Source organism: Acinetobacter sp. 129952 (assembly GCF_056642055.1).
This window is the reverse complement of sequence record NZ_JBWVSU010000008.1, coordinates 102,698-127,714: the sequence shown is the minus strand read 5'-3', so window position 1 is coordinate 127,714 and position 25,017 is coordinate 102,698. Positions and strand designations below refer to the sequence as shown.

20 protein-coding genes and 2 tRNA genes are annotated in these 25,017 nt (G+C 44.4%); 7 read left to right on the top strand and 15 right to left on the bottom strand.

From position 1 onward, the window contains the following. Positions 1-5 precede the first annotated feature (5 nt). The 5 genes from AC1IR0_RS10680 to AC1IR0_RS10660 all read right to left on the bottom strand — a co-directional run bounded on the left by AC1IR0_RS10680 (position 6) and on the right by AC1IR0_RS10660 (position 5,146). Entirely contained in the window at positions 6-2,141 is a 2,136-nt protein-coding gene (locus AC1IR0_RS10680) for a type IV pilus secretin PilQ (protein WP_409665793.1), read from the bottom strand. A 62-nt stretch (positions 2,142-2,203) separates the two neighbouring features. Then, the gene (locus tag AC1IR0_RS10675; protein WP_004732447.1) at positions 2,204-2,731 is read right to left on the bottom strand and encodes a pilus assembly protein PilP; all 528 of its coding nucleotides are present in this window, start codon (positions 2,729-2,731) and stop codon (positions 2,204-2,206) included. Further along, positions 2,731-3,453 (bottom strand): type IV pilus inner membrane component PilO, encoded by a 723-nt coding sequence (locus tag AC1IR0_RS10670; RefSeq protein ID WP_224216215.1) that lies wholly within the window; start codon positions 3,451-3,453, stop codon positions 2,731-2,733. Before AC1IR0_RS10670 ends, AC1IR0_RS10675 begins: the two co-directional genes overlap by 1 nt. Further along, positions 3,450-4,088, bottom strand: coding sequence for a PilN domain-containing protein (locus tag AC1IR0_RS10665; RefSeq protein WP_180180631.1), 639 nt, complete (start codon positions 4,086-4,088; stop codon positions 3,450-3,452). Before AC1IR0_RS10665 ends, AC1IR0_RS10670 begins: the two co-directional genes overlap by 4 nt. Then, entirely contained in the window at positions 4,088-5,146 is a 1,059-nt protein-coding gene (locus tag AC1IR0_RS10660) for a pilus assembly protein PilM (protein ID WP_004644949.1), read from the bottom strand. Before AC1IR0_RS10660 ends, AC1IR0_RS10665 begins: the two co-directional genes overlap by 1 nt. Before the next feature lie 165 nt (positions 5,147-5,311). On the opposite strand from AC1IR0_RS10660, the gene ponA reads away from it, so the two are divergent. After that, positions 5,312-7,837 carry a penicillin-binding protein PBP1a gene (gene ponA / locus AC1IR0_RS10655; RefSeq protein ID WP_409665791.1) on the top strand — a complete coding sequence of 842 codons (2,526 nt, stop codon included), beginning with the start codon at positions 5,312-5,314 and terminating at the stop codon, positions 7,835-7,837. A 50-nt stretch (positions 7,838-7,887) separates the two neighbouring features. Here the strand turns inward: ponA and AC1IR0_RS10650 are convergent, their stop codons facing one another. From AC1IR0_RS10650 to AC1IR0_RS10610, 9 genes are all read right to left on the bottom strand, one after another. Next, positions 7,888-8,691 carry a putative RNA methyltransferase gene (locus AC1IR0_RS10650; RefSeq protein WP_004644947.1) on the bottom strand — a complete coding sequence of 268 codons (804 nt, stop codon included), beginning with the start codon at positions 8,689-8,691 and terminating at the stop codon, positions 7,888-7,890. 54 nt (positions 8,692-8,745) lie between these two features. Beyond that, complete coding sequence (gene mraY / locus AC1IR0_RS10645; RefSeq protein ID WP_005265518.1) at positions 8,746-9,864, bottom strand: phospho-N-acetylmuramoyl-pentapeptide-transferase; 1,119 nt, start codon at positions 9,862-9,864, stop codon at positions 8,746-8,748. Then, positions 9,865-11,268 (bottom strand): UDP-N-acetylmuramoyl-tripeptide--D-alanyl-D-alanine ligase, encoded by a 1,404-nt coding sequence (locus tag AC1IR0_RS10640; RefSeq protein ID WP_409665788.1) that lies wholly within the window; start codon positions 11,266-11,268, stop codon positions 9,865-9,867. A 9-nt stretch (positions 11,269-11,277) separates the two neighbouring features. Further along, positions 11,278-12,774, bottom strand: coding sequence for a UDP-N-acetylmuramoyl-L-alanyl-D-glutamate--2,6-diaminopimelate ligase (locus AC1IR0_RS10635; protein ID WP_409665786.1), 1,497 nt, complete (start codon positions 12,772-12,774; stop codon positions 11,278-11,280). An 11-nt stretch (positions 12,775-12,785) separates the two neighbouring features. Next, positions 12,786-14,609, bottom strand: coding sequence for a penicillin-binding protein PBP3 (gene ftsI, locus AC1IR0_RS10630; RefSeq protein ID WP_004732461.1), 1,824 nt, complete (start codon positions 14,607-14,609; stop codon positions 12,786-12,788). A 15-nt stretch (positions 14,610-14,624) separates the two neighbouring features. Further along, entirely contained in the window at positions 14,625-14,891 is a 267-nt protein-coding gene (gene ftsL / locus AC1IR0_RS10625) for a cell division protein FtsL (protein ID WP_370940785.1), read from the bottom strand. Positions 14,892-14,967: 76 nt separating this feature from the next. Then, positions 14,968-15,879 carry a 16S rRNA (cytosine(1402)-N(4))-methyltransferase RsmH gene (gene rsmH, locus AC1IR0_RS10620; protein ID WP_085064331.1) on the bottom strand — a complete coding sequence of 304 codons (912 nt, stop codon included), beginning with the start codon at positions 15,877-15,879 and terminating at the stop codon, positions 14,968-14,970. Between the two features lie 184 nt (positions 15,880-16,063). Next, entirely contained in the window at positions 16,064-17,083 is a 1,020-nt protein-coding gene (locus AC1IR0_RS10615; RefSeq protein ID WP_034439628.1) for a sulfate ABC transporter substrate-binding protein, read from the bottom strand. Positions 17,084-17,327: 244 nt separating this feature from the next. Beyond that, entirely contained in the window at positions 17,328-18,329 is a 1,002-nt protein-coding gene (locus AC1IR0_RS10610; protein WP_409665781.1) for a sulfate ABC transporter substrate-binding protein, read from the bottom strand. Between the two features lie 393 nt (positions 18,330-18,722). On the opposite strand from AC1IR0_RS10610, the gene AC1IR0_RS10605 reads away from it, so the two are divergent. From AC1IR0_RS10605 to AC1IR0_RS10585, 5 genes are all read left to right on the top strand, one after another. Continuing rightward, complete coding sequence (locus tag AC1IR0_RS10605; protein ID WP_479741383.1) at positions 18,723-19,025, top strand: hypothetical protein; 303 nt, start codon at positions 18,723-18,725, stop codon at positions 19,023-19,025. Between the two features lie 127 nt (positions 19,026-19,152). Beyond that, positions 19,153-20,661: a glutamate--tRNA ligase gene (gene gltX, locus AC1IR0_RS10600; RefSeq protein WP_479741382.1), complete on the top strand. Its 1,509-nt coding sequence runs from the start codon at positions 19,153-19,155 to the stop codon at positions 20,659-20,661. A 57-nt stretch (positions 20,662-20,718) separates the two neighbouring features. Next, positions 20,719-20,794, top strand: a tRNA-Ala gene (locus AC1IR0_RS10595). A gap of 38 nt (positions 20,795-20,832) precedes the next feature. Further along, positions 20,833-20,908 (top strand) — tRNA-Glu (locus tag AC1IR0_RS10590). A 157-nt stretch (positions 20,909-21,065) separates the two neighbouring features. Further along, positions 21,066-21,407 carry a membrane protein gene (locus AC1IR0_RS10585; protein WP_004281123.1) on the top strand — a complete coding sequence of 114 codons (342 nt, stop codon included), beginning with the start codon at positions 21,066-21,068 and terminating at the stop codon, positions 21,405-21,407. A 76-nt stretch (positions 21,408-21,483) separates the two neighbouring features. Here the strand turns inward: AC1IR0_RS10585 and ettA are convergent, their stop codons facing one another. Next, positions 21,484-23,145: an energy-dependent translational throttle protein EttA gene (gene ettA, locus AC1IR0_RS10580; protein ID WP_005263915.1), complete on the bottom strand. Its 1,662-nt coding sequence runs from the start codon at positions 23,143-23,145 to the stop codon at positions 21,484-21,486. Positions 23,146-23,453: 308 nt separating this feature from the next. Here ettA and AC1IR0_RS10575 point away from each other — a divergent pair, with 308 nt between their 5' ends. After that, the gene (locus tag AC1IR0_RS10575) at positions 23,454-24,731 is read left to right on the top strand and encodes an O-acetylhomoserine aminocarboxypropyltransferase/cysteine synthase family protein (protein WP_004732469.1); all 1,278 of its coding nucleotides are present in this window, start codon (positions 23,454-23,456) and stop codon (positions 24,729-24,731) included. Positions 24,732-25,017: the final 286 nt, after the last annotated feature.

The following is a 25,017-nucleotide window of genomic DNA, read 5'->3' as shown; positions in this document are numbered from 1 at the left end:
ATATATTAATGATTTCTTGAAACACTGTCATTAACAATTCGAGGTGTAACGAAAATCAGAAGCTCACGCTTGTTATCCGACTTTAAATCTTTACGGAATAAACGCCCTACATAAGGAATATCCCCCAAAAATGGTACCTTGGTTTGTGCATTACGGGTTTCCTGCTCAAAAATACCGCCCAGAACCACGGTTTCACCATTATCTACTAAAACATTGGTAGTGATCTGGTTTTTGTTAATAGTCAACTGTCCAGTCGGTGTCGGATTACCCGGTGAGTTACTGGTAATATTGAGTTCCATCTGTACTTTGCCATCTGGCGTAATACTTGGGGTGACATCCAGACTTAGCGTAGCATCAATAAATTCCGTAGTAGATACTGCATTCGCACCACCACCCTCTGCTGACTGATACGGAATTTGAGAACCAGAGGCAACAGTTGCTTTCTGCTTATCCGCAGTCAGTACTTTAGGTGTAGAAATCACCTCACCATAGCCATCTGCCTGAAGTGCAGAAAGCTCAAGATCCAACATAAAATCAGAAAGGCTGATCAAACCAAAGGCAATACGGCTGGCACCTGGACTAGTTACACCCAAGTCCACATTTAGATTATCTGGCCTTTGAATATCGTAGGTCCAGCGACCTGTTTCACTATCTAGTTCTGGCTCTCTAAGATCCCATAACGTCGTGTCACTACCACCGACAAGAAGATGATTATTATTTGTAACCCCTTGAGACAGAATCCCCCATTTCACCCCCATCTCTTTGGTAAAATCAGTCGTTGCCCGCACAATACGCGCTTCAACCATAACCTGCTTCACCTGCACATCCAGTAAGTCTACCATATTGCGGATTTTATCGATAAAAGGCTGAGTATCATTCACAATAATGGTATTAGTTCGTGTATCCATTGAAATAGATCCACGCGAACTTAATAAACTTTCTTTATCTTCACTATTCGCGGTATTAGAGGAATTGTTTGACGAGTTAGTTGAGTTTTGTGCAGATTTATTCTGCGTAATCAGTTTCTCAATATCAGCGGCTTTAGCATAACTCAGCTGCATATATTCAGTTTGGATCGGAGCAAGTGCAACACTCTGCTTAATAGCCTTAGCTTCTTCTTCTTCAGCCTTGATCAGTTCTGCAACTGGTGCTATCCAGATCACATTACCATTGCGGCGTTTATCCAGATTTTTGGTTTTCAGTACGATATCCAGCGCCTGATCCCATGGCACTTCTTTTAAGCGCAAAGTAATATTGCCTTGTACACTGTCTGCGGCCACCATATTGATATCGGTAAAATCGGCCAAGAGCTGTAAAACACGACGGACTTCAATATCCTGGAAATCTAGCGAAATCTTCTTACCGGTATAGGCAACGGTTTTAGGACGCAATGGACTCTTGGCTTCCGGACGTTTCAGACTAATGGTCAGCTTGTTATCCGTCTGGTAAGCCATATATTCATAGCTTTCCGCAGACTGGATGGTAATCACGCCTGAGCCATTTTGATTCACGGCATCGACACTCGATACCGGAGTCGCGAAATCATTCACATTCAGACGACGGGTCAAATGAGCCGGAATCTTGGAACCTAAAGTGCGTACAATAACTTTGGTACCCTGCTGTTGTACATCAACCGGGGTATTATTACCTGCTAGATCAATAACGACTTGGCCCTCACCTTGCGCACCGCGCTGGAAACCAATGTTGCTAATACCCTGAGCTGACTGTTGCTGCACAGGTTGAGTTATGGCTACAGGAGTTGCCGAGTTAATTTTAAGAATAAAAGTATTGCCTTCCACGCGTGTCGTAAAGGCACCTGCATCCGCCAGATTTACCGTTAGACGTGCCCGCTGAGCATCCGAAGTGACATCCACTGAACTGGCTTCACGTGTTGCCACCGGAATACTGCTTTGTTTTAAATTCTGTTGTGCTTTGTCAAAGTCCAGAATCAAACGTGACGGCGATTCTAATTGATAGGCTTGTGGTTGTGGTGGCAAACCATTGAACATCACCCGAATCTCAGTTCCTTGTCCAGGAAGCTGCATGGGTACTACATTGGTCATTGAAACCTGCGCACTGGCCGCTTGCATCACCGCAATCGCAACAGCACCCATGGAAAACTGACGAAACACACGATTCATTGTATTAACATCCCCAAAAATAAATTCTTTAATACTCTTATTCATTGTTATTCCTTTAAAACTTATGGCGCCGGCCCGATAAGAACCAGACTTCGCGGACGTTCCACATATCCCTCACGGCCATCTGGAATAATCTCAATCAAATCGATCTGTGTTGGTGTAATTCCAACCACACGACCATGATTAAGTCCCATATAGCTACCACGTTGAATCCGCTCAACCTCACCATCAGGCGTCTGGATTAAAGCCAGAATTTGTCCTGCCTGATTGCGCATACTGCCTTTCATGGTCAATGTTTCGAGCGGATAACTTTCTAGCGGTTGCAGTTGACGTGATAGGTTTGGATAAACCCGTTTCCCCGCCATAATTTTCAGTTCAGCAGCCAGAGAGCTTGGTAAAAAAGGGCTTTTGATCTGATGTGCTGCATAGTTGAAGGTTTCAACTGGCATAAAATCAGGAGCCGGTTCAATTGGCAAAGGTGGCTGATTACGAATATTAGCCATTTCCTGATTGACTGCATCAATGCGTGAATCGCATCCCAACAATAAAAACCCAAGTGTTAAAGCTGAAGTAATTTTAATGTTCTTCATTACTGCGCCCCCTGAGTAGTGCTATTAGCTTCAGGCTGTGCTGCAGCACCTTCAGCATTACCGACATAACGGTAAGTTTTGGCTTTTACCACATAATCAATGACCGGAATTTCAGATTTTTTCTCTTTATTTTCAGTACCGGTAATGGTGAAATCATGCAGCGTGACAATACGCGATAAGCCGGCAATACTGCTAACAAAAGAGCCAAAAGCGTGATAATCCCCAGTGGCTTCAATCGCAATCGGCTGTTCAATAAAGAATTCTTGCTTAATTTCAGGTTCCAGACGGATATTTTTAAACTTTAGGCCTGAATTCACACCGCTCAGATTAATATCTTCAACTAGACCGGGAATTTCAGTTTCTTTTGGCAATTGTTCTAACTGCTGGTTAAAACGGGCTTCCATTTCCTGAAGCTGGATTTGATATTGTTGTAAGTTGCGTAATTTGGATTCTTTTTCACGGAATTCATTCAGCAGGTTTTGTTCTTGGGCACTGGCTTGTGAAATCGATTCAATTGTACTTCTGATCATGACAAAGTAAATCACTGCAAAGGCCAGTGCAACAATAAAAATCCAGCAGGTAATTTTGACCGACAAAGGCCAGCTACCATAGTTATTTGGATCTAATGTATTGAATTGCTGAAAAAACTTTTCAACAGTCATTTTATTTTTGGGTACAGCGACGACATCCTGGCTGAACTCATCGAATTCTTCATTACTCATGATGATGCCCCCGTAGTTGTAGCGACTGCTTGTTGTTCTTCGTTAAGTACTGGCTGAGCGATCTGATCTAGATCTACCGTCACGGTAAAACTACCGTAGGACTCTTCCACACGTGGAATAATAGAGCTCGGTGCCTTTTCTTTTGCTTCTTCAGCCACCAGGAAAGCGTTCATAAAGGCATTTCGATACCAAGATGAAGCCTCCAGATTACGGAGCAGTTCTGCTACTGTATTTGGACTCTCAGCCCGACCTTCAATGGTAAACTTGTCACCGGTACGCTGGAATTTGGTGATATACATATTGCTTGGGGTCACCCGTACAATTTCATCAATCAAATGTACCGCAATCGGACGCTGAGTTTGTAGACCCTGAATCAGTTTCATCCGTTCAACAATCGCATTACGCTGCTCTTGCAAACCTTCAAGCGCCTTTAACTGCACATCCAGATTCTGGTTGGTACTTTGAATCAGCTGATTGGCCTGCTCCTGATCCTGAAGTTTGTGATCATAATAAAACCAGGTTGAACCTGCTGCCGCTAATCCCAAGAAAAGCGCCCCCACGCAGATTGCCACAAATTCATTATTTCTTTTAATTCTTAGCTCATCACGCCAAGGAAGTAAGTTAATTCTTGCCATTAATCAAAACTCCTTAATGCCAAACCGCATGCAACCATGAGTGATGACGCGTCATTTTCAATTTTTTTAATATCAATTTGCGGAGAAAAGCCCATTTGCAAAAATGGATTCGCGATCGTGACACGGTAACCGAGTTTTTGTTGTAATAATTTTGCCAGACCTGGAATATTAGCATTCCCGCCGGCGAGTAAAATATGGTCAATCTCATTAAACTGAGAAGATGAAAAGAAGAACTGCAATGAACGGGCTGCCTGTTGCACCACGGCATCCAGAAAGGGTTCTAGGACTTCAATATCATAATCATCCGGCAAGGCACGGGTTTTTTTAGCACGTCCAGCTTCCTCAAAGGATAATCCATAACGATTCTGAATTTCCTGAGTCAATTGCTTGCCGCCAAACACCTGCTCACGAGTATAAATAATCTTGTTGTTCTGCATCACCGACAAGGTCGTCATACTATGACCAATGTCTAAAATACCAACCGTATTGACCCCCATCGGCAAAGTGTCCGAAAATACCTTAAAGGCATTTTCCAGCGCAAAACTTTCTACATCTGCAATCTTAGGCGTTAGACTGCTAATCTCTAAAACTTCAGAACGTGCTTCGACATTTTCGATCCGTGTCGCGACCAGCAGCACATTGACCCGGTTCGGATTGGAAAGGCGGTCTGGCAGAACTTCAAAGTCCAGACTCGCTTCATCGAGTGGAAAAGGAATATATTGTTCCGCATCTTCACGAATCTGAACTTCACGTTCATCATCTGACATGTCTGCATCCATCTCAATGATTTTGGTGATGACCATTGAAGTTGGAATCGCAAAAGCGGCCTGATTCGACTGGGTATTACCCAAATTAATTGCACGCCCAAGGGCATCAGCGACTGCTTCTGGGTTTAAAATGTTTTTTTCAACAACACTGTTTTCCGATAATGGGATCAAAGCATAGCTCTCTACCCAGTAACGGCCACTTTTTACAGAAAGTTCTAAAACCTTAACAGAAGTCGAACTAATATCGACTCCTATTAACCCCTTATTTGGTTTACGATATAACCTGCGCACAATACACTTCCTATTATTTTTTTGTCCCCAATTCAATCTAACTTACCAATTGGTCCAGTCTATAATTTTATATAGATACAATAACTCATCTAACAATATGGATATCGACAGGATATACTGACCGGTAATTAGTTCGCCATTAGCTCTTATTAAAACTTACTTGTTATGAAAAAGCTATCTTGTTCAGGCCTTGTTCATCCATTTTTTTTGATCATTATCATTATACTGATCTCAATTCCGATGGGTTTCTATGGCATGTATCTCTATATTGCCCCATCTTTGCCTGAAATGTCTACGCTTAAAAAGGCCCCTTTATTAAAGCCTTTACAAGTTTTTAGTTCAGATAATGAATTAATTGCCGAATATGGAGGCAAGCTTTCTGTTCCCGTGAAATATGAACAAATTCCGCCCGAGTTTATTCATGCTTTCCTCGCCGCTGAAGATTCCAGCTTTTTTGAGCATAGCGGGATCAGCTTTAAAAGCTTGGGACGCGCACTCAGTGAGACGGTGACCGGCTCGGATGTACAGACCGGTGGTTCGACCATTACCATGCAAGTGGCAAAAAACTATTACCTTAGCCCTGAACGGACGCTGAAGCGTAAACTGACAGAAATTTTTCTGGCCCGTAAAATTGAGCAAAACTTAACTAAAGAAGAAATTCTGACCTTGTATGTCAATAAAATTTTCTTGGGAAAAAATGCTTACGGCATCGCAGCAGCAGCTAAAATTTACTATAACAAGAGCTTAGAAGAGCTTTCAATTGCACAAATGGCCATGATCTCTGGCCTACCTAAAGCACCTTCTCGATATAATCCGGTCGCCAATCCCAAGCGCGCCCTGGAACGTCGTAACTGGATTCTGGGCCGTATGCTGCAACTGGGCTATTTAAATCAGAGCCAGTATCAGCAAGCCATTGCTGAACCGGTAAATTTAGATATGCCTGATCGGAGTACCCGTAATAAATTCCCGTATGTCGGCGAAATGGTACGTTCTGAACTGGTACAAAACTTTGGTGAACAGGCGGTAGATTCTGGTTATAAAGTCTATACCACCATCCATAGTGAACGTCAGGCCTATGCGGAGCAAGCCGTACAGGAAGGTTTAGAAGCCTATGACCGTCGACATGGCTGGCGTGGTGCTGAAGCACATGATCAACCCCTCGATAAGTTCCGTGCCTATGCCAACACCTATCCTGCGCAAGTAACTCAGGTGAGTAATTCCAGTTTTGAAGCACTCATGCAGGACGGAAGCAGCGTGACCGTGCCCTGGTCAGGTATGTCCTGGGCACGTCGCTTTCGTAACGTCAATAGTGTAGGTGGTGCACCGAGCAAAGCGTCCGAGATTGTCAAAGTCAAAGACATTGTTCGTTTAAGACCTAATGAAAATAAAACCTCTTGGTCATTGGTGCAGATTCCCAATGTGCAAGGACAATTGATTGCCATCAACCCAAATAATGGTGCGATTGAAGCCATTGTCGGGGGATATAATTTTTATCAGTCGAAATTTAACCGTGCAACCCAAGGCTGGCGTCAGCCGGGCTCAACCATTAAACCTTTTGTTTATGCCCTGGCTTTAGAACGTGGCATGACACCGCATACCATGGTCAATGATGCACCCATTACCATTGGCAAATGGACCCCACGTAATTCGGATGGCCGTTATCTGGGCATGATCCCGCTACGTCGTGCACTTTATCTGTCACGTAATACAGTTTCAGTGCGCTTATTACAGGCCGTCGGGATTGAACGTACACGTCAGTTATTCATAGATTTTGGTTTACAGGACAGTCAGATTCCACGTAACTATACCATTGCCTTAGGCACCCCACAGGTCCTCCCGATCCAGATGGCGACTGGCTATGCCACCTTTGCCAATGGCGGTTACCGAATTCAGCCGCATTTTATTACCCGCATTGAAGATGCCTATGGCAATACCATCTTTGAAGCCAAGCCTGAATATGCCTGCATTTCATGTATTAATGAAAAAGAAGAAACAGTTCAAGCCACTGACCCTATTACCGCAGATGACGAAGCAATTGCAATCAACAATACAACTTTAGAGCAACAACAGGCCCCACCTAAAGTCTCTGCCGAAGACAGTAATTATCGTCAGGCACAGCGTATTTTAAAATCCAGCTCTGCCTATGACATGGCCAACATTTTGCGTGACGTAATTCAACATGGTACTGGTCGTGCTGCATTAAGAATTGGTCGCAGCGATATTGGCGGGAAGACCGGTACCACGAACGATGCCAAAGACGCCTGGTTTGCAGGTTTCAATGGTAAGTTAGTTACCGTGACTTGGGTAGGCTTTGACCAGCCGACCACCTTAGGTCGCCGTGAATATGGTGGTGTGGCAGCTCTACCGATCTGGACCGATTTTATGGGCAAGGCATTAAAAGGCCAGCCGGAAGCATGGGTACGTTTAGACCGCAATGCCAAGGCACCGGTAAATCGCAACAAGGGGGTTCAGGCTGATGAAGCACAGAATGATCCGTCTTCTCCGCCTCTGGCGACAGCGCTTTACCGTCCTGCACCTGTGGTCGTCCCGAAACGTACAGAAACTGACTTTGAGGATTTACCGGATCAACCGATTCGTTTACCAGATGATGAAGGTTCTGCACCTCAAGAACAGCCTCTTCAGCCAAACCGGGTAGACTCACTGGAAAATCTGATCGAAGAAGTCCAGTAATCTGAAGATATAAAAAAGCCCTCAGTTGAGGGCTTTTTTATATGCATTTTTTATTTCTTTTGGAACAGATAAATCTGATATTGCGCCAGTAATTCAAACTGATCCTGCTGTTCAAGTGCTAAACGACGTTCAGGTTTGGCCTTATAAGCATATGGCGTCATCGCAATCAGGTTTTTTAAATCAGCCTGTGGCAAAACCATTGGCGCATCAATCACCTGCTCACTAACCAGATTAAATTCATCTTGCAACTGCTCAACAAACTTCTGCGGCTCGTGTGGTTTCACTTCTTCAAATAGAGCTTCACGCATCGAGTATAAATGTTGCGGTGCCGGTGTCACCACCATCAAATAAGATTTTGGTTTTAGGACTCGCAGGATTTCCTGTTTAGGAATTGGACTAAACAAGCTGGTACACAGATCAATCAACTCATCTAATACTGGTAAAGTCGCTCCGGTTCCTACGACCCAAGTCACCTCTTTATTCAGTTTGGCTGCGACCTGAACCGCATTCTTGGCAATATCAACCCCGACGCATTGCAGCACTTCGGCCCGCATGGCATTCGTATAATAACCTTCGCCACAACCAATATCTAAAAGGTTTTCAATCCGCAACTCGCGAATCTTTTCCACGACGGCCTGTTGCAAAGGCGCATAATAACCTGCACTGAGAAATGCGCGACGTGCCTGCACAGACTCAGGCGTATCTCCCGGATTTTTACTGTGCTTGTGCTGAACCACATGCAGGTTCACATAGCCCTGTTTGGCAACATCGTAACTATGATGATTCTCACATCGCCATGTTCTTTCATTTAAGCTCAACTGCTGGCGACAGACTGGGCACATGAGTAAATTCATCATTTTCTCCAAAACAAAAAAGCCGGCATGCGCCGACTTTTTCTCATGCATTTCTTAACGCAATTTTAAGGTCATTAGACCCAAAACTACCAGCATAATCGTAATAATCCAGAAACGGATCACCACCTGGGTTTCACGCCAGCCTTTCTTTTCATAATGATGATGTAGCGGCGCCATCAGGAATACACGTTTATTACGCATTCTTAATGAACCGATTTGCAAGAACACTGAAACCGCTTCCACCACAAAGACACCGGCCATAATCGCAAATACGATTTCCTGACGAACCATGACGGCAATCGTACCGAGCATCGCACCGAGAGATAAAGCACCGACATCACCCATAAATACTTGAGCCGGATGGGCATTGTACCAAAGGAAAGCCAGACCCGCCCCGATCATAGCCGCACAGACCACCACCAATTCAGACGAGTATTTCACATAAGGAATATGCAGATAATTGGCAAAGCGCACATCACCGGCCAGATAGGCAAATACGCCCAGACCTGTAGCGACCAGCACGATTGGCATAATCGCCAGACCATCCAGACCATCGGTCAGGTTCACCGCATTGGATGCACCATTAATCACGAAATAGGTAAAGATAATAAAACCAATGCCCAATGGGATCATCGACAATGGAATGCTTAGGTCTTTAAAGAATGGAATCAGCAAATCCAGCATGTTTGCGGTATGCACCGGATTGGTCTGTTGCTGTGCAATCACATACAAGGCTATACCGGCACCTAAAGAACCGACTGAAGTCCAGAAGAATTTTTTCTTCGCAGGCAAACCCGCATTGTCTTTATAACGGATTTTAATCCAGTCATCAGCCCAGCCCACTGCACCGAAAATCACCATCACACCCAGTACAATCCAGACATAAGGATTGGAAAGATCCGCCCAAAGCAGGGTCGAAATACCAATCGAAAGCAGGATCAGCACCCCACCCATGGTCGGTGTACCCATTTTTTTGGCATGGTTTTCAGGAGCATACGAACTCACTGCCTGACCATATTTCAGCGCCTGTAGCTTGCGAATCATGATTGGACCAAGCACCAGACCAATGGTCAGTGCCGTCAAGACACTGAGCAAAGCACGTAAAGTTAAATAACGAACCACCTGAAACGTGCTGTCAAAGCCCGCCAAATGTTCAAAGAGCCATAACAGCATTTAGAGTTTCTCCATCAATGCAGCCATCAATGTTTCCATATGGGTAAAACGCGACCCTTTAAACAGGAATGACATCGGCTGAGGTTGATGTGTTTCAATCAAACGAATTAAAAACGGTAATGCCTGCTCCTGATTCAGGAAAGCCTGCATTTTTTTACCATATTGTGTACTACGGGCACCTTCTTGTGCGGCCGGCGCAAATTCACCCACAGCCACCACAAAATTAATGCCTTTGACCGAGACCAGATCGCGACCGAGCTTGTAATGCTCGATTGCGGCAGATGAACCGAGTTCACCAATATCGCCGGTGACCATGACCCGGATACCCTGCTGCTGCGCCAACACTTCAGCCGCTGCACGCATCGAACCCGGATTGGCATTGTAGGTGTCATCAATAAATAAATAGTCTTTATGCGGAATAAAATTCAAACGACCTTTGGCACCGACTGCCTGTTCCAGGCCAGCCACGATATCATCCAGACCAATACCGATCGCTAGGGCGAAAGCTGCTGCTGCAGTCGCATTTTCAACATTATGCTCGCCGGCAAACGGCAACTGAACTGTTTTCGAGCCTTGTGGTGTATTCAGGGTAAAGCTTGAAGATTGAGCATCAAGGACTACATCGCTGGCATAGACTTCACCACCAGCACCAAAACTCAAGCTTTTTTCAGTTTTTACTGCGGCACGAATGGTTTCAGCAAAATCATCTGCAGCAGGAATAATCGAAGTTTCAGAGATATGTGCATAAATCTCGGATTTTGCACGGCAAATTCCGTCACGGCCACCAAATTCACCTAAATGTGCAGTCCCGATATTAATGATCCCGGCCACATGCGGCTGTACCATTTTCGAGGTGTAATCAATTTCACCCTGATGACTCGCACCGAGTTCCATCACCGCATATTGATGTTCAGGACGCAGCTCCAGCAACATTACCGGCACGCCGAGGTCATTATTCAAATTACCACGCGTAACCAAGGTCGGTGCCAGACGCGACAGCATGCTTCCCAGCATTTCTTTAGTCGTGGTCTTGCCACTACTGCCGGTCAAGGCAATAACTTTGAGTTGAGGATTCTGCTGACGGCGATAAGCACCTAACTGTCCCAATGCCAAACGGGTATCTTCCACCACCAACTGGCAAATATCAGCATCCACCGGACGGCTGACAATGGCAATTTCACAACCTTGAGCGGCCACCTGAGCAATAAAGTCGTGCGCGTCAAAACGCTCACCTTTCAGCGCAAGAAAAGCATCACCTGATTCTGCATCACGTGAATCAGTCAAAATCCGCTTGATCTGGCCTGCAGGCTTTTTATCATTCAACCAGTAGCCTTGAGTAGCCTGTCGTAATTGTTCTATGCTCCACGGCTCCAGCGCCGCAGTACTTGTTGTTGAGGTATGCATATCTGAATCCTAATGCGCTGAATAGGCTGAATCTGTACTGCAATGCTGGGCATCAATGGCAGCTTGTACTTCGATCACGTCATCAAACCAGTGACGTACACCATCAATTTCCTGATAATTTTCGTGCCCTTTTCCTGCGATCACGACAATATCACCCGCCCGCGCGTGTTTAACCGCAAACTTGATCGCTTCACGACGGTCATGAATTTCATGATAGGTTTTGCCGGAAAAGTCGATATCATTTTTCATATCAGCAAAAATTTGTGCAGGATCTTCGGTCCGCGGGTTATCAGAAGTGAGTACCGCGATATCTGAACCCTCCAATGCTGCCTGAGTCATGAGTGGACGTTTACCACGGTCACGATCACCGCCACAGCCGAAGACTGCCCATAGATTTTGTGAGACATGCCGTTTCAAGGTCACCAGAACCTGAGTCAAGGCATCCGGGGTATGGGCATAATCCACCACAAACAGGCGCTCGCCATCACGCAGCACCTGCATCCGGCCCGGTGCACCTTTGAGCTGTGGTACAGACGCAATCAAGTTGTTCAGGTCAAATCCAGCCTGCTCCGCCATGATCAGACTGGCGACCAGATTTTCAATATTGAAATGGCCCAGCAATGGACTGTTAACCACATATTCAGCAGAGGCAGTTTTCAGCTTAAAGGTCGCACCTAAAATGCTGTATTGAATATCCTGAACCTGATAATCCGCTTTTTGCTTGGTGGAATAAGTCAAAATTTTAGGCTGTGCTGAATTAGTTTGTGCAGCATCCAGCATGATCTGTGCATGTTCATCATCGATATTGATGACAGCCACTTTTAAAGATTCGAACCGGAATAAATCTGATTTCGCTTCTGCATAAGCTTGCAATGTTCCGTGATAATCCAGATGGTCACGACTCAAATTGCTGTAGCCTGCAATCTCGATATCACAACCATTCAAGCGACCTTGTTCCAGACCATGTGAGCTGGCTTCAATCGAGGCAAATTCTGCACCGGCCTGCGCATAGCCATGCAAGGCATTTTGCAGTTGCAGAGCATCCAGGGTGGTATGCGAAGACGCTTCCAGATTTGGCAGAATGCCGTTACCAGTGGTGCCCATCACCGCACAGGCTTTGCCTCGCAGCATGATGAATTCAGCCACCAAGCGAGAAATCGTGGTTTTACCATTGGTGCCGGTAACTGCCAAAATTCGAGCAGCTTGAACAGGTTGAGTAGCTTGCAAATACTGCTTTTGCCATTGTCCCATCAGATGACGTACATCTGCTATCACCAAATTTGGAGATACATCCAGTTCAGTTTCTGAAATCACAGCTAATGCACCCTGCTCTAAGGCTTTCTGGGCAAATTGAGTAGTTTTTTCCGGTTGTGACAGACTGGTCAGGGCAATAAAAATTTGTCCCGGTTTAACTTTACGACTATCCAGCTCGAAGCCCTGAAAGGATTGCTTCATCCAGTCAGCGACATCGTGAGGGGTGTAGAGATCTTGAAATGTAATAGACATTGATCACCTATTTACTGGACTTTGGGAGGTTCTAAAGGTTTGTCCAGAGGGACATTCAGCAGACGCAAGGATTCCTGCATCACGCGGGCAAAGACTGGTGCAGATACCGTACCGCCATAGTAGGTGCCTTGTGGATTTTCTACCACCACCACCATGGCAATCCGTGGGTCACTGACTGGTGCCACGCCGGCAAATAATGCCCGATATTCACTGGTCGAATAACCTTTACGGTCGGCACGCAACTTATGTGCAGTACCGGTTTTACCTGCCACGCGGTAACCTGGGATGGTGGCGCGAGTTGCCGTACCACCTGGTAAGGTGGCGGTTTCCATCATCAGCAGGACCTGATCGGCAATATTGGCATCGATCATCTGTTCACCCTGGGGCTGTTCTTCCAGCTTGTACAGGCTCAGCGGCATTTTCACGCCTTTATTGGCCAGCATGGCATAGGCATCAGCCAGCTGTAGTACCGTCGCATTCAGACCATAACCATAGGACATGGTTGCCACTTCTGACACATTCCATTTGCTAGGAGGCAGAATCAGACCGGCACTTTCACCCGGGAATTTCACCGCTGAACGCTGACCAAAACCCAAGCGTTTATAGAAGGTTGGCAAGGTTTCATACGGCAGCGACAAGGCCAGTTTCGCCACACCGACGTTAGAGGATTTCTGCAGAATGCCGCCGAGCGTCAACTGACCATAGTTATGTGTATCACGGATGGTATGATTGCCGACCCGCATACTGCCCGGTGTGGTATTCACGACTGAATTCGCCGTATATTTGCCACTTTCCAAGGCCATCGCTACAGTGAGCGGCTTCATGGTCGAGCCCGGTTCGAAAGAATCGACTGCACCGCGGTTACGCATGGCATCCTTGTTGAGCAGGCTGTTTTTGTCATTCGGGTTATACGATGGCCATGATGACAGCGCCAGAATTTCACCGGTTTTGACATCAACAGCAATCGCAGTCGCTGAACGGGCATTATTGGCGACACCAGCAGCCGTCAGCTCACGGTACATAATATATTGCAGACGCGAGTCGATACTCAGGGTAATATTTTCACCCGGTTCAACTTCTTTAATCACTTCAGGTTCTTTGACCCGGTTGCCTTTTTTATCGCGAATGATCTGCTGCTCGCCATCCTTTCCGGAAAGACGGCTATTCAGCTGCATTTCTAGACCTTCAATGCCACTGCCTTCGCTATTGGTCAGGCCAATAATCTGAGAGTTTGGCTGCGGCTGCGGATAATAACGTTTATAGTTTTTCTCGGTATATACGCCCTGAAAATTACGTTTCATGATCAGTTCGGCCTGTTGTGGCGGAACTTCTTTTTTCAGGATCAGATAACGTGAACGCGGACGTTCTTGCATTTTTTTACGCAGTTCTGCCCGATCCATACCGACTGCATCAGCCAGCTCATCCAGATTCAGGTTTTTATCCGGTAACTGACGTTTCAATTTGCGGCTATTCGGCTCTTTTTCCAGCGCCAGCATGGTCTCGTCATAGAGTTTTTTATTATCAAAATAATCACGTGGATCAATCACAATTTTCATGATCGGGGTACTGATCGCCAATGGAATACCATTACGATCATAAATCACGCCACGCATCGCCTTGATGGTATTGGTTCTTAAAATATTGGCATTGGCTTTATTTTGCAAAAAATCTTTATTAATAATCTGTACATAGAAAGCACGGCAAATCAGTGTCACAAAACACAGCAGCACCACCGCCCACATGATGTAAAAACGATTGATATAAACATTTGAGGCATTTTTGTCGGTGACCGATTGTTTTTTACGTACCGGTTGCTTCTTTCTCTTGTCTACCATGTCGGAACGCTAGCCTTATTTTTTCTCATCTGAAGTTTGTGGTAAGGAAATCACGACACTTTGTGAAACCGGAGGTGAATACATACGCAGCTGTGTCACTGCACGCGTACCGATCTGTGCCGTCGCGCCAAAAGTTTGCTGCTCAATCAGCAAACGCCCCCACTCTGCATTCAGGTCATCCCTTTCACGCAGATAGGTACTCAGCTTTCTGTTATCCTGACGGTATTCAAATACCTGAAATACCACAAATACTGCACTGATGAAGACCATCAATATCAGCATGAGATAGATTGTAACTTTTTTCAGCCACAATTTTTCTGTTTTTTTATCAACCACTTCCGTTTTCATGATCTGCCTATTAAGCTAAACGTTCTGCTACCCGGAGCCATGCGCTACGTGAACGAGGATTGGCTTTGACCTCCTCATCACTGGCTTTAACACGAGAAACTTTCTTTAAACGTCGCGTATCTTTCTGTTGTTGTGGCATTCCCCAGCCTGAATCCTCTTCAAGCGTTGACTCTTTTTGAATAAATTGTTTAATCAAACGGTCTTCCAGTGAATGGAAGCTAATCACCGCCAAACGTGCTTCAGGTTTCAAGATTTCAACGGCCTGAGGCAAGAAGATTTCAATATCTTCTAATTCCTTATTAATAGCAATACGAATTGCCTGGAAAGTACGGGTCGCAGCATGCTTATTTTTTTCCCATTTCGGGTGCGCTACTTTTACAATCTCAGCCAGCTTTGCCGTGGTATCAATATATCCGGCAGCTTTAATTGCCTTGGCAATACGGCGACTATAACGCTCTTCACCATATTTAAAAATGATATTCGCCAACGCTTCTTCTTCAATCTGGGTCAGCCATTCTGCTGCAGTTGGACCTTGCGAGTTATCCATGCGCATATCCAGCGGGCCATCTTTCATAAAACTGAAACCACGTTCAGCCTGATCCAGCTGCGGTGAAGAAACACCAAGATCCGCCATCACCCCATCAACCTGTTCAATGCCCAGTTCAGCCAAGGCATCTTTCAGATCAGCAAAGCTGGCATGGATAATTTTAAAACGTGAATCTTCTTGTTCGAGTTCAGCTGCTACAGCCAGTGCTTGTGGATCTTTATCAAAGGCATAGACGCGTGCATTTTCATCTAATTTGGACAGCAATAAACGCGTATGTCCACCACGGCCAAAGGTCCCATCCACATAAGTTCCCGTATTGCGACCCGCCAACAAGGCATCAATCGTTTCGTGAAGTAATACAGAAATATGTGACATAAAAACTCAATCAATAGGGGGAAAAATTTAACTGCACATTATCACCCTGTTTAGGCAAAGCTCCAAACGACTTTTTGTAGATAAATATTACTTTCCATAGAGAAAACCGTTTTAGCATTTTTCTCATACAAAAAAGCCTCCAGTTTTGGAGGCTTTTTTCAATCTAGATAACTTCGCAGATCAATTAACGTTTGCTGTTATAAATCTGGTCGAAAATTGCACCATTCACAAAATGGGTTTTCTGTGCATTGGCCCAACCACCAAAGACTTCATCAATGGTAAAGGTTTTGATTTTTGGGAACTGTGCCGAATATTTGGCTAATACTTTTTCATTACGTGGACGATAGAAATGTTTAGCTGCCATTTCCTGACCCAAGGGTGAATACAGGTAATTGATATAACCTGTTGCTAACCATTTATTGCCATTTTTCTCCACGGTACGATCCACAATCGCCACTGACGGTTCAGTCAAAATCGTAATTGATGGATAAACGATATCAAACTTGTTTTTACCCAAGGTTTTTTGCGTTACTAAAGCTTCATTTTCCCAAGTCAGCAATACATCGCCAATCCCACGCTCAGCAAAGGTGGTCATTGAAGCACGTGCAGCAGAATCCATCACTTTCACATTCTTATAAAGCTTGCCGACAAATTCCTGTGCTTTGGCTTTATTACCACCTGGCTGTTTCTCGGCATAACCCCATGCAGACAGATACACCCAACGCGGCAAACCACCCGTTTTTGGGTTCGGCGTAATAATTTGCACGCCTGGTTTAGTTAAGTCATTCCAGTCCTTGATGCCTTTCGGATTGCCTTTACGTACCATGAATACGATCGTCGAGGTATAAGGTGCGGAGTTGTGTGGGAATTCCTTTTGCCAGCCCGGCTGAATCTGACCAGATTTCACAATTTCTTCGATGTCATTGGCCAGCGCCAAAGTCACCACATCACCTTTCAAGCCATCGACCACAGAGCGCGCCTGTTTGCCCGAACCGCCATGTGACTGCTTAAAATTCACATCCAGACCGGTGCGGTTTTTCCAGTAAGCGCCGAATGATTTGTTAAATTCATCATAGAACTCACGCGTGGCATCATAGGATACATTCAGAAACTGACGGTCTGCTGCTTGTGAAGCAGTCGCGGTCATGCCTAAACCAGTCGCCAACAAGGCAGCACTAAATAACGATTTTAATTGAGTTTTCATGGCAGCACAGAGTTTATCTTCATTAGATATAACTATATGAAATAAAATCATTTATCGCAATTCACCATACAACATCACAACACGATAAAATGAAAATTTTTTCTATATTAATATTTTGTTTTTAAAAGGAAAATACTATTTATTATTCTACTTATCTCTAATATATAGAATTTTATGCATTAGATATAAAGAAAATGGATAACACTTTAGCCATTTTCTTTATTTTATTTAGACTACCGTCTACTTATCTTTTTTCATTGTAAATCTGGTCATAAATCGCCCCATTGATAAAATGCGTTTTTTGCGCCTTGGCCCAACCACCAAAGACTTTATCAATGGTAAAGGTCTGGATTTTCGGGAACTGGGCCGAATATTTGGCAGCGACTTTGGCATCCCGCGGGCGGAAGAAATATTTCGCAGCAAGCTCCTGCCCTTTTGGTGAATATAAATAGTTCAAATAGCCTTTTGCCAGATGGGTAGTACCATTTTTATTCACGTTCTTATCGACAATCGCTACTGATGGCTCGGCCAGAATGGAAATCGATGGATAGACGATATCGTATTTGTCTTTACCCAGACCTTGCGTCGCCAGCAAGGCTTCATTTTCCCAGGATAAAAGCACATCCCCAATACCGCGCTCGGCAAATGTCGTCAGTGAACCACGCGCTCCAGAATCTAACACTTTGACATTTTGATAAAGTTTTTTCACCAGCTCTTTGGCTTTCGCATCATTACCGCCGGGCTGTTTCTGTGCATAACCCCAAGCAGAAAGATAGATCCAACGCGGCGCGCCACCGGTTTTCGGGTTTGGGGTAATAATGTCTACACCCGCGTTGGTCAGATCATTCCAGTCTTTGATTTGCTTTGGATTTCCTTTACGCACCAAGAATACAATCATAGACGTATACGGTGCCGAATTACTCGGAAACTCTTTTTGCCAGCCTTTCTCGATTAAACCGGCATTGACGATTTCTTCGATATCATTGGCTAAGGCCAGGGTCACGACATCGGCCTGCAAACCATCGACCACTGAACGCGCTTGCTTGCCTGAACCACCATGCGACTGTTTAAAATTAACCGTCTGTCCGGTTTTCTGCTTCCAGAACTTGCCAAATTCTTCATTATATTCCTGATAAAATTCACGGGTCGGGTCATAAGAGACATTCAGGAAATCTTTGGCAATAGAATTCTGTACTGCTGTTCCCACTAAAATTGTCAAGATTGCTGATGCTATTATTTTTTTCATTTGATGTAACTCATTGTTTATATGAACTGCACTATACAAATCAAAAATAAACATAACAATCATATATTTATAACAATATCTACAATCTATTTCTGATTTTGAGATATCTACTAACAATTAAATCCGGATACATATTCTGCTAGAAAAGTAATCTTCTGCTACAATATAAGACAGTTCTTCACGTTCTCTTCACAGTTGTCTGTTAAAAATAGGCCACCAAAACAGAAAATTACGATTTTTGGTAATTTTCCACAGAGTTATATTATTTCTTTTGTAAAAAATGTGACTTGGTTCTACTTCTTTATGATCAACTGTGATTAAATTGTAGACAGAGTATTAAAAAAACATTTTTAACAAAATAAAACCAACCAGAAGTAAGGAGGAAGTTTGGATATGAAATTTACATTATTCACAGCCAGCATCCTAAGCCTGATTATGTTGTTCTCGATTCAACTCGGTCATGCCGTTGTTGTGAAGACAGATTTGTCGAAGCCTACAGTAAGCACTGTTGAAAGCAAGACTTCGCCGATTGAAAAAGCGATTCAGCAACAAAAAACTGAAAAAACACTTCAAACAGAAGATAATCTAAAAGTCTTGACTGCATTTAAAGTCGCACCTTCGCAAAATTTCTTTGCAGAACAGAATTACCGCTTCACCCGCTTTGTCCAAAGTATTTTTTCGAGCGCTCATTCTTAATCAGCCTCAACAGCGCTGAATATTCCCGGATTTAAAAGCCACATCATTCAATGTTGAATAAAGCATTAAGTGATGTGGCTTTTTCGCTATAATAGCTGCAATTTTATATCTAAGATTAGATCCGGCTATGACTGTTCGTACTCGTATTGCACCTTCTCCTACTGGTTTTCCGCATGTAGGTACTGCCTATATCGCCTTGTTTAACTTATGTTTTGCTAAACAGCATGGCGGTGAATTCATTCTTCGTATTGAAGATACTGACCAACTGCGCTCAACGCCTGAATCTGAAAAAATGATCCTGGATTCATTGCGCTGGCTGGGTCTGAACTGGTCTGAAGGTCCTGATATCGGTGGCCCGCATGCGCCGTACCGCCAGTCAGAACGTATGGATATCTATAAAAATTATGCCTTGGAACTGGTAGAGAAAGGTCATGCCTTCTACTGTTTCGCAACTGCAGAAGAACTGGATCAAATGCGTGCAGAACAGCAGGCACGTGGTGAGTCACCACGTTATGACGGTCGTGGTCTAAATCTTTCTGAAGAAGAAGTGGAGCGTCGTTTGGCTGCTGGTGAAGCGCATGTCATTCGTATGAAAGTGCCAACTGAAGGCGTATGTAAATTCAATGACATGCTACGCGGTGAGGTCGAGATTCCTTGGGCGCAAGTAGATATGCAAATTCTACTAAAAACCGATGGGCTGCCGACTTATCACCTGGCTAACGTAGTAGATGATCATTTGATGCAAATCACCCACGTAATTCGTGGTGAAGAATGGATTCCATCTGCTCCGAAACATCAGTTGCTGTATCAATATTTCGGTTGGGAAATGCCGGTACTCTGCCACATGCCACTACTACGTAATCCAGACAAATCAAAACTATCTAAACGTAAAAACCCGACTTCAATTAACTACTATAGAGACATCGGTGTACTGCCTGAAGCCTTGTTGAACTACTTGGGTCGTATGGGCTGGTCAATGCCAGATGAAAGTGAAAAATTCACTTTGGCTGAAATGATTGAGCATTTTGATATCAAACGTGTATCCCTCGGTGGTCCGATCTTTGATGTTGAGAAATTGAACTGGTTAAATGGTCAATGGATCAAGGCACTCAGCCCGGCTGAACTTCTAGACACCTTATTGGCCTGGAAAGCAGATCGTGCCAAATTAGAAGAAATTGCAGCTGCGATTCAACCGCGTATTAACCTGCTGTCTGAAGCTGTGAACTGGTCTGCACATTATTTCAACCATTTCCCGACCCTGTCTAAAGAACAGTTTGAAAGCAAGAAACTGTCGGATGAACAGGTACGTCAAAGTCTTCAATTCGCAATTTGGCGTTTAGAAAGCCTGTTTACTTGGAATAACGACACGGTGAGCCAGACCTTGATGGACTTGGCGACACAGATGGAAATCAAGTTACGTGATTTCATGCCTGCGTTCTTTATTGCGATCGCCGGTTCGACTGCGTCTACACCCGTGATGCAAACGATGGTTACCATTGGTCCTGATTTAACCTTTGCACGTTTACGTCATGCGCTGGAAATTGTCGGTGGTCCAAGCAAAAAAGAGCTGAAAGTCTGGGAAAAACTCAATGAAAGCTTAAAGTTGCCGAAAAATGAAGCAGTTGATCAAGCTTAATTAATTTTTGTGTTGACGTGTGAGCGCGATATCCCTAATATAGCGCTCACACAGACTGGGGTCATAGCTCAGTTGGTAGAGCGCTACAATGGCATTGTAGAGGTCAGGAGTTCGATCCTCCTTGACTCCACCAAATCAAGTCTTGCTTTAGCTGTGTTATTTGCCTCAATTGTCCCTATCGTCTAGAGGCCTAGGACATCGCCCTTTCACGGCGGTAACCGGGGTTCGAATCCCCGTAGGGACGCCATATTCAAGATGACCATAATATATTATGGTCATCTTATAAAAAACCCAAGCATTGCGACTTGGGTTTTTTATTGCCTGTATATTTTATGTTGGGCAATATTTCGGTTTCTTCGCATCTTCCGATAAAATAATCAGTAATTTAGAATTTTGGAGTTGTAATGCAATATCGTTGCCCTAAGTGTCAAAGCCCGAAAATCATGCCAGTGGCCCAGCCAGGTCAAGCAGCTCCACGTCCAGTGGTTCCTAAAAGCTTAATGTTTCTGGTTCCTGCCCTGTTCCTGTTGCTATTGCTGGTGATTATTAGCATCGCGATGTGGATTTTTGGCGATGGTGCAGGTACCACTTTACAGACTGCGACTGTGATCGTCTTTATTCTTTCTTTGATCGCAGGCTTTATGTTCTATAAGGACTTACCTGATTTTAAAATTTCAATGCAGGCATTCATGCAAACCCAAAAGAAATGGAAATGCCGTGAATGTAATCATGAGTGGGAAATCTAATTTACCCTCCACCATATAATAAACATAAAAAAACCAGCCCTGAGGCTGGTTTTTTATTTACAAAAGTCGGAGATGATTAAACACCGATTTTGCGATATTTTTGACGCTTCGCTACAAGATCATCACCATCACGCTTACGGCGATATTCTTCAAACTCAGCATAGTTACCAGTGAAGAATTCAGGGGTTTCACCTTCAAATGACAAGATGTGCGTTGCAATACGATCCAGGAACCAACGGTCATGCGAGATCACCATCACAGTACCCGGGAATACCAGAATGGCATCTTCAAGTGCACGCAAGGTTTCGATGTCCAAGTCGTTCGATGGTTCATCCAGCAAGATCACGTTTGCACCCATTTGCAGGATTTTCGCAAGTTGTAAACGGTTACGCTCACCACCTGACAATTGACCTACGCGCTTTTGCTGATCTTGGCCTTTAAAGTTAAAGCGACCGATATACGCACGAGATGCGATTTCGTAATCACCAATCTTCAAGATATCTAAACCGCCAGACACTTCTTCCCAAACGGTTTTGTTGTTATCTAAAGTGTCACGGATCTGACCGACATAAGCCACTTTAACCGATTCACCCAGCGTTACCGTACCGGTATCTGGTTGCTGTTCGCCAGTCATCATACGGAATAGCGTGGTTTTACCTGCACCGTTCTCACCCACGATACCCACAATGGCAGCAGGTGGTACTGTGAACGTTAAATCTTTGTACAGTAAGCGATCACCAAACGATTTGCTGATGCCTTCAACTTCTACAACCTTGTTGCCCAAACGTGGACCAGGTGGAATGTAGATTTCAGAGGTTTCGTTACGCTGCTGGAATTCGCGTGAGTTAAGCTCTTCAAAACGCTCCATACGCGCTTTGTTTTTCTTTTGCTGACCTTTGGCATTTGAACGAACCCATTCAAGTTCTTTTTTCAATGCTTTAGCAAAAGATTCTTCCTGCTTGTTCTCTTGCTCTAAACGGGCATTTTTCTGCTCAAGCCAAGAAGAATAGTTACCTTGATACGGAATACCCATACCACGGTCAAGCTCAAGAATCCATTCAGCTACGTTATCCAGGAAGTAACGGTCATGCGTAATCGCGACGATGGTACCCGGGAAGTCTTTCAAGAAACGTTCCAACCAAGATACAGATGAAGCATCTAAATGGTTCGTTGGTTCGTCTAGAAGTAACATATCTGGTTTAGACAGAAGTAATCGGCACAGCGCCACACGACGACGTTCACCACCTGAAAGCTTAGATACATCTGCATCCCAAGCAGGCAAGTTCAATGCTGCAGCTGCTTGATCCATCTGGTTCGCAAGGTTATGCGCATCCCAAGTCTGGATAATCGCTTCAAGCTTCTCTTGCTCTTTCGCAAGTGCATCGAAATCCGCATCTTCTGCTGCATATTCAGCAAAGACTTCATCCAGACGTGCCAAGGCATCAAGCGGTTCACGTAAACCATCTTCGACGTTACCACGAACGTCTTTAGTTTCATCTAAAGGTGGTTCTTGCTCAAGATAACCGATTTTTATACCCGGTTGCGCACGTGCTTCACCAGAGAAATCTTTATCTACGCCCGCCATAATACGAAGCAAGGTAGATTTACCTGCACCGTTTAAACCAAGCACACCAATTTTAGCGCCTGGGAAAAATGATAAGGAGATGTCTTTCAGGATTTCGCGCTTAGGCGGAACCATCTTCGACACTCGGTTCATCGTGTAAATATATTGGGCCACGTAGGACTCCTCAACTGAAAAACCAAATGGGGTTAAAACAACCACCCCAGCTCAAAAATGAGCGAAAAAATAATCGGCTATTATACGCAGAAAGCTGCGAAAACATAAGCCATTGCCATGAACTTCAATGCATTGTTACAAGTTTATTGATGATGTTTTTTTAAACAGTTGTTTTCAGTAAAATAAACGACTCAAATCCAGGTCGATATATGAATATCTCATATATTTATTTCAATAAAATTGCACTTTTACTCATATGTGAAAATGCTACACTCAAGCCATAAACTTAAACAAGAAGATCAAACAGAATGAGTTATAAAGCAGAAACCCTTGCGATTCATGCAGGTTATACCCCAGAAGCAACCACCAAAGCTGTTGCAGTGCCGATTTACCAAACCACGTCTTATGCCTTTGACAATACTCAACATGGGGCCGATCTCTTTGATTTAAAGGTTCAGGGCAATATCTATACCCGAATTATGAACCCGACCACTGCGGTTCTGGAACAACGTGTCGCAGCACTGGAAGGTGGAATTGGCGCGCTGGCTTTGGCCTCTGGCATGGCTGCGATTACTTATGCGATTCAGACCATTGCGGAAGCGGGTGACAACATTGCTTCTGTGTCAACGCTATATGGCGGTACCTATAACCTCTTTGCCCATACCCTACCAAAACAGGGCATTGAAGTCCGTTTCTTTGATTATGAAAAGCCGGAAAGTCTGCGTGACTTGATTGATGAAAAAACCAAACTGGTCTTTGTCGAATCGATTGGTAATCCACTGGGTAATATTATTGATCTGGAAGCCATTGCTAAAATTGCACATGAATATGGCGTACCGGTGATTGTCGACAATACCGTTGCCACCCCAGTACTACAAAAATCTTTCGACTTTGGTGCGGATATTGTGGTGCATTCCCTGACCAAATATATCGGTGGTCATGGCAATTCAATTGGCGGCATTATTGTGGATAGCGGCAAATTCCCGTGGGGTAAATATCCTGAACGTTTCCCTGCCCTGAATACGCCTGATCCAAGCTACCATGGCGTGAACTATGTCGAAGTTTTGGGGGAAGCAGCATATATCGCACGTGCGCGTGTAGTGCCACTGCGTAATACCGGCGCTGCGATCAGTCCGCAGAATGTGTTTTTGATTCTGCAAGGTCTGGAAACTTTAAGCTTGCGTATGGAACGTCATACCGAAAATGCACTGAAAGTCGCTGAATATCTGCAAAAACATCCTAAAGTGAAATGGGTCAATTACGCCGGCCTGAAAGATCACCCACAGCATGCCTTGGCACAGAAATATGTGAAAGGTAAACCTTCTGCCATTCTGACCTTTGGGGTAGAACATGGTCTCGAAGGCGGCACACGTTTTATTGATGCCCTGCAATTGTTCACCCGTCTGGTCAATATCGGCGACGCTAAAAGTCTGGCCTGCCATCCGGCGACTACTACGCATCGTCAGCTCAATGCCGAAGAGTTAAAATCGGCAGGCGTCAGTGAGGATATGGTGCGTTTATCCATTGGGATTGAACATAGTGATGACCTGATTGCCGATCTGGAACAGGCGCTGGCGGCCGTTTAAAAAGGTGCCCGAGCCGCTTCGAAACCTCATCATTTTGGTGAGGTTTTTTTATTTATTTTCTAAAACAGCCACTTGCTTTACTTTTTATTTTCATGTTAAAAGTTAAATGAAAGAGTGAACACAAATAGAGCAATTACTCTAATTTTTATTTTAATTTCAATACTTTAATTTATAGATTTTCCTGAAGAATTGGTTATCATATCTGGACTCACCTTCGCTCTCATCTTCTGTTAGAGCGCCATAGACCTTTAATAAAAATAATTTGAACGCTGACTTCAAATTAGGG

What these genes read in the sequence shown, in the direction of transcription:
- AC1IR0_RS10680 (WP_409665793.1), bottom strand. Translation starts at nt 2,141, where the DNA reads ATGAATCGTGTGTTTCGTCAGTTTTCCATGGGTGCTGTTGCGATTGCG.
- AC1IR0_RS10675 (WP_004732447.1), bottom strand. Translation starts at nt 2,731, where the DNA reads ATGAAGAACATTAAAATTACTTCAGCTTTAACACTTGGGTTTTTATTG.
- AC1IR0_RS10670 (WP_224216215.1), bottom strand. Translation starts at nt 3,453, where the DNA reads ATGAGTAATGAAGAATTCGATGAGTTCAGCCAGGATGTCGTCGCTGTA.
- AC1IR0_RS10665 (WP_180180631.1), bottom strand. Translation starts at nt 4,088, where the DNA reads ATGGCAAGAATTAACTTACTTCCTTGGCGTGATGAGCTAAGAATTAAA.
- ponA (WP_409665791.1), top strand. Translation starts at nt 5,312, where the DNA reads ATGAAAAAGCTATCTTGTTCAGGCCTTGTTCATCCATTTTTTTTGATC.
- AC1IR0_RS10650 (WP_004644947.1), bottom strand. Translation starts at nt 8,691, where the DNA reads ATGAATTTACTCATGTGCCCAGTCTGTCGCCAGCAGTTGAGCTTAAAT.
- mraY (WP_005265518.1), bottom strand. Translation starts at nt 9,864, where the DNA reads ATGCTGTTATGGCTCTTTGAACATTTGGCGGGCTTTGACAGCACGTTT.
- AC1IR0_RS10640 (WP_409665788.1), bottom strand. Translation starts at nt 11,268, where the DNA reads ATGCATACCTCAACAACAAGTACTGCGGCGCTGGAGCCGTGGAGCATA.
- AC1IR0_RS10635 (WP_409665786.1), bottom strand. Translation starts at nt 12,774, where the DNA reads ATGTCTATTACATTTCAAGATCTCTACACCCCTCACGATGTCGCTGAC.
- ftsI (WP_004732461.1), bottom strand. Translation starts at nt 14,609, where the DNA reads ATGGTAGACAAGAGAAAGAAGCAACCGGTACGTAAAAAACAATCGGTC.
- ftsL (WP_370940785.1), bottom strand. Translation starts at nt 14,891, where the DNA reads ATGCTGATATTGATGGTCTTCATCAGTGCAGTATTTGTGGTATTTCAG.
- rsmH (WP_085064331.1), bottom strand. Translation starts at nt 15,879, where the DNA reads ATGTCACATATTTCTGTATTACTTCACGAAACGATTGATGCCTTGTTG.
- AC1IR0_RS10615 (WP_034439628.1), bottom strand. Translation starts at nt 17,083, where the DNA reads ATGAAAACTCAATTAAAATCGTTATTTAGTGCTGCCTTGTTGGCGACT.
- AC1IR0_RS10610 (WP_409665781.1), bottom strand. Translation starts at nt 18,329, where the DNA reads ATGAAAAAAATAATAGCATCAGCAATCTTGACAATTTTAGTGGGAACA.
- AC1IR0_RS10605 (WP_479741383.1), top strand. Translation starts at nt 18,723, where the DNA reads ATGAAATTTACATTATTCACAGCCAGCATCCTAAGCCTGATTATGTTG.
- gltX (WP_479741382.1), top strand. Translation starts at nt 19,153, where the DNA reads ATGACTGTTCGTACTCGTATTGCACCTTCTCCTACTGGTTTTCCGCAT.
- AC1IR0_RS10585 (WP_004281123.1), top strand. Translation starts at nt 21,066, where the DNA reads ATGCAATATCGTTGCCCTAAGTGTCAAAGCCCGAAAATCATGCCAGTG.
- AC1IR0_RS10575 (WP_004732469.1), top strand. Translation starts at nt 23,454, where the DNA reads ATGAGTTATAAAGCAGAAACCCTTGCGATTCATGCAGGTTATACCCCA.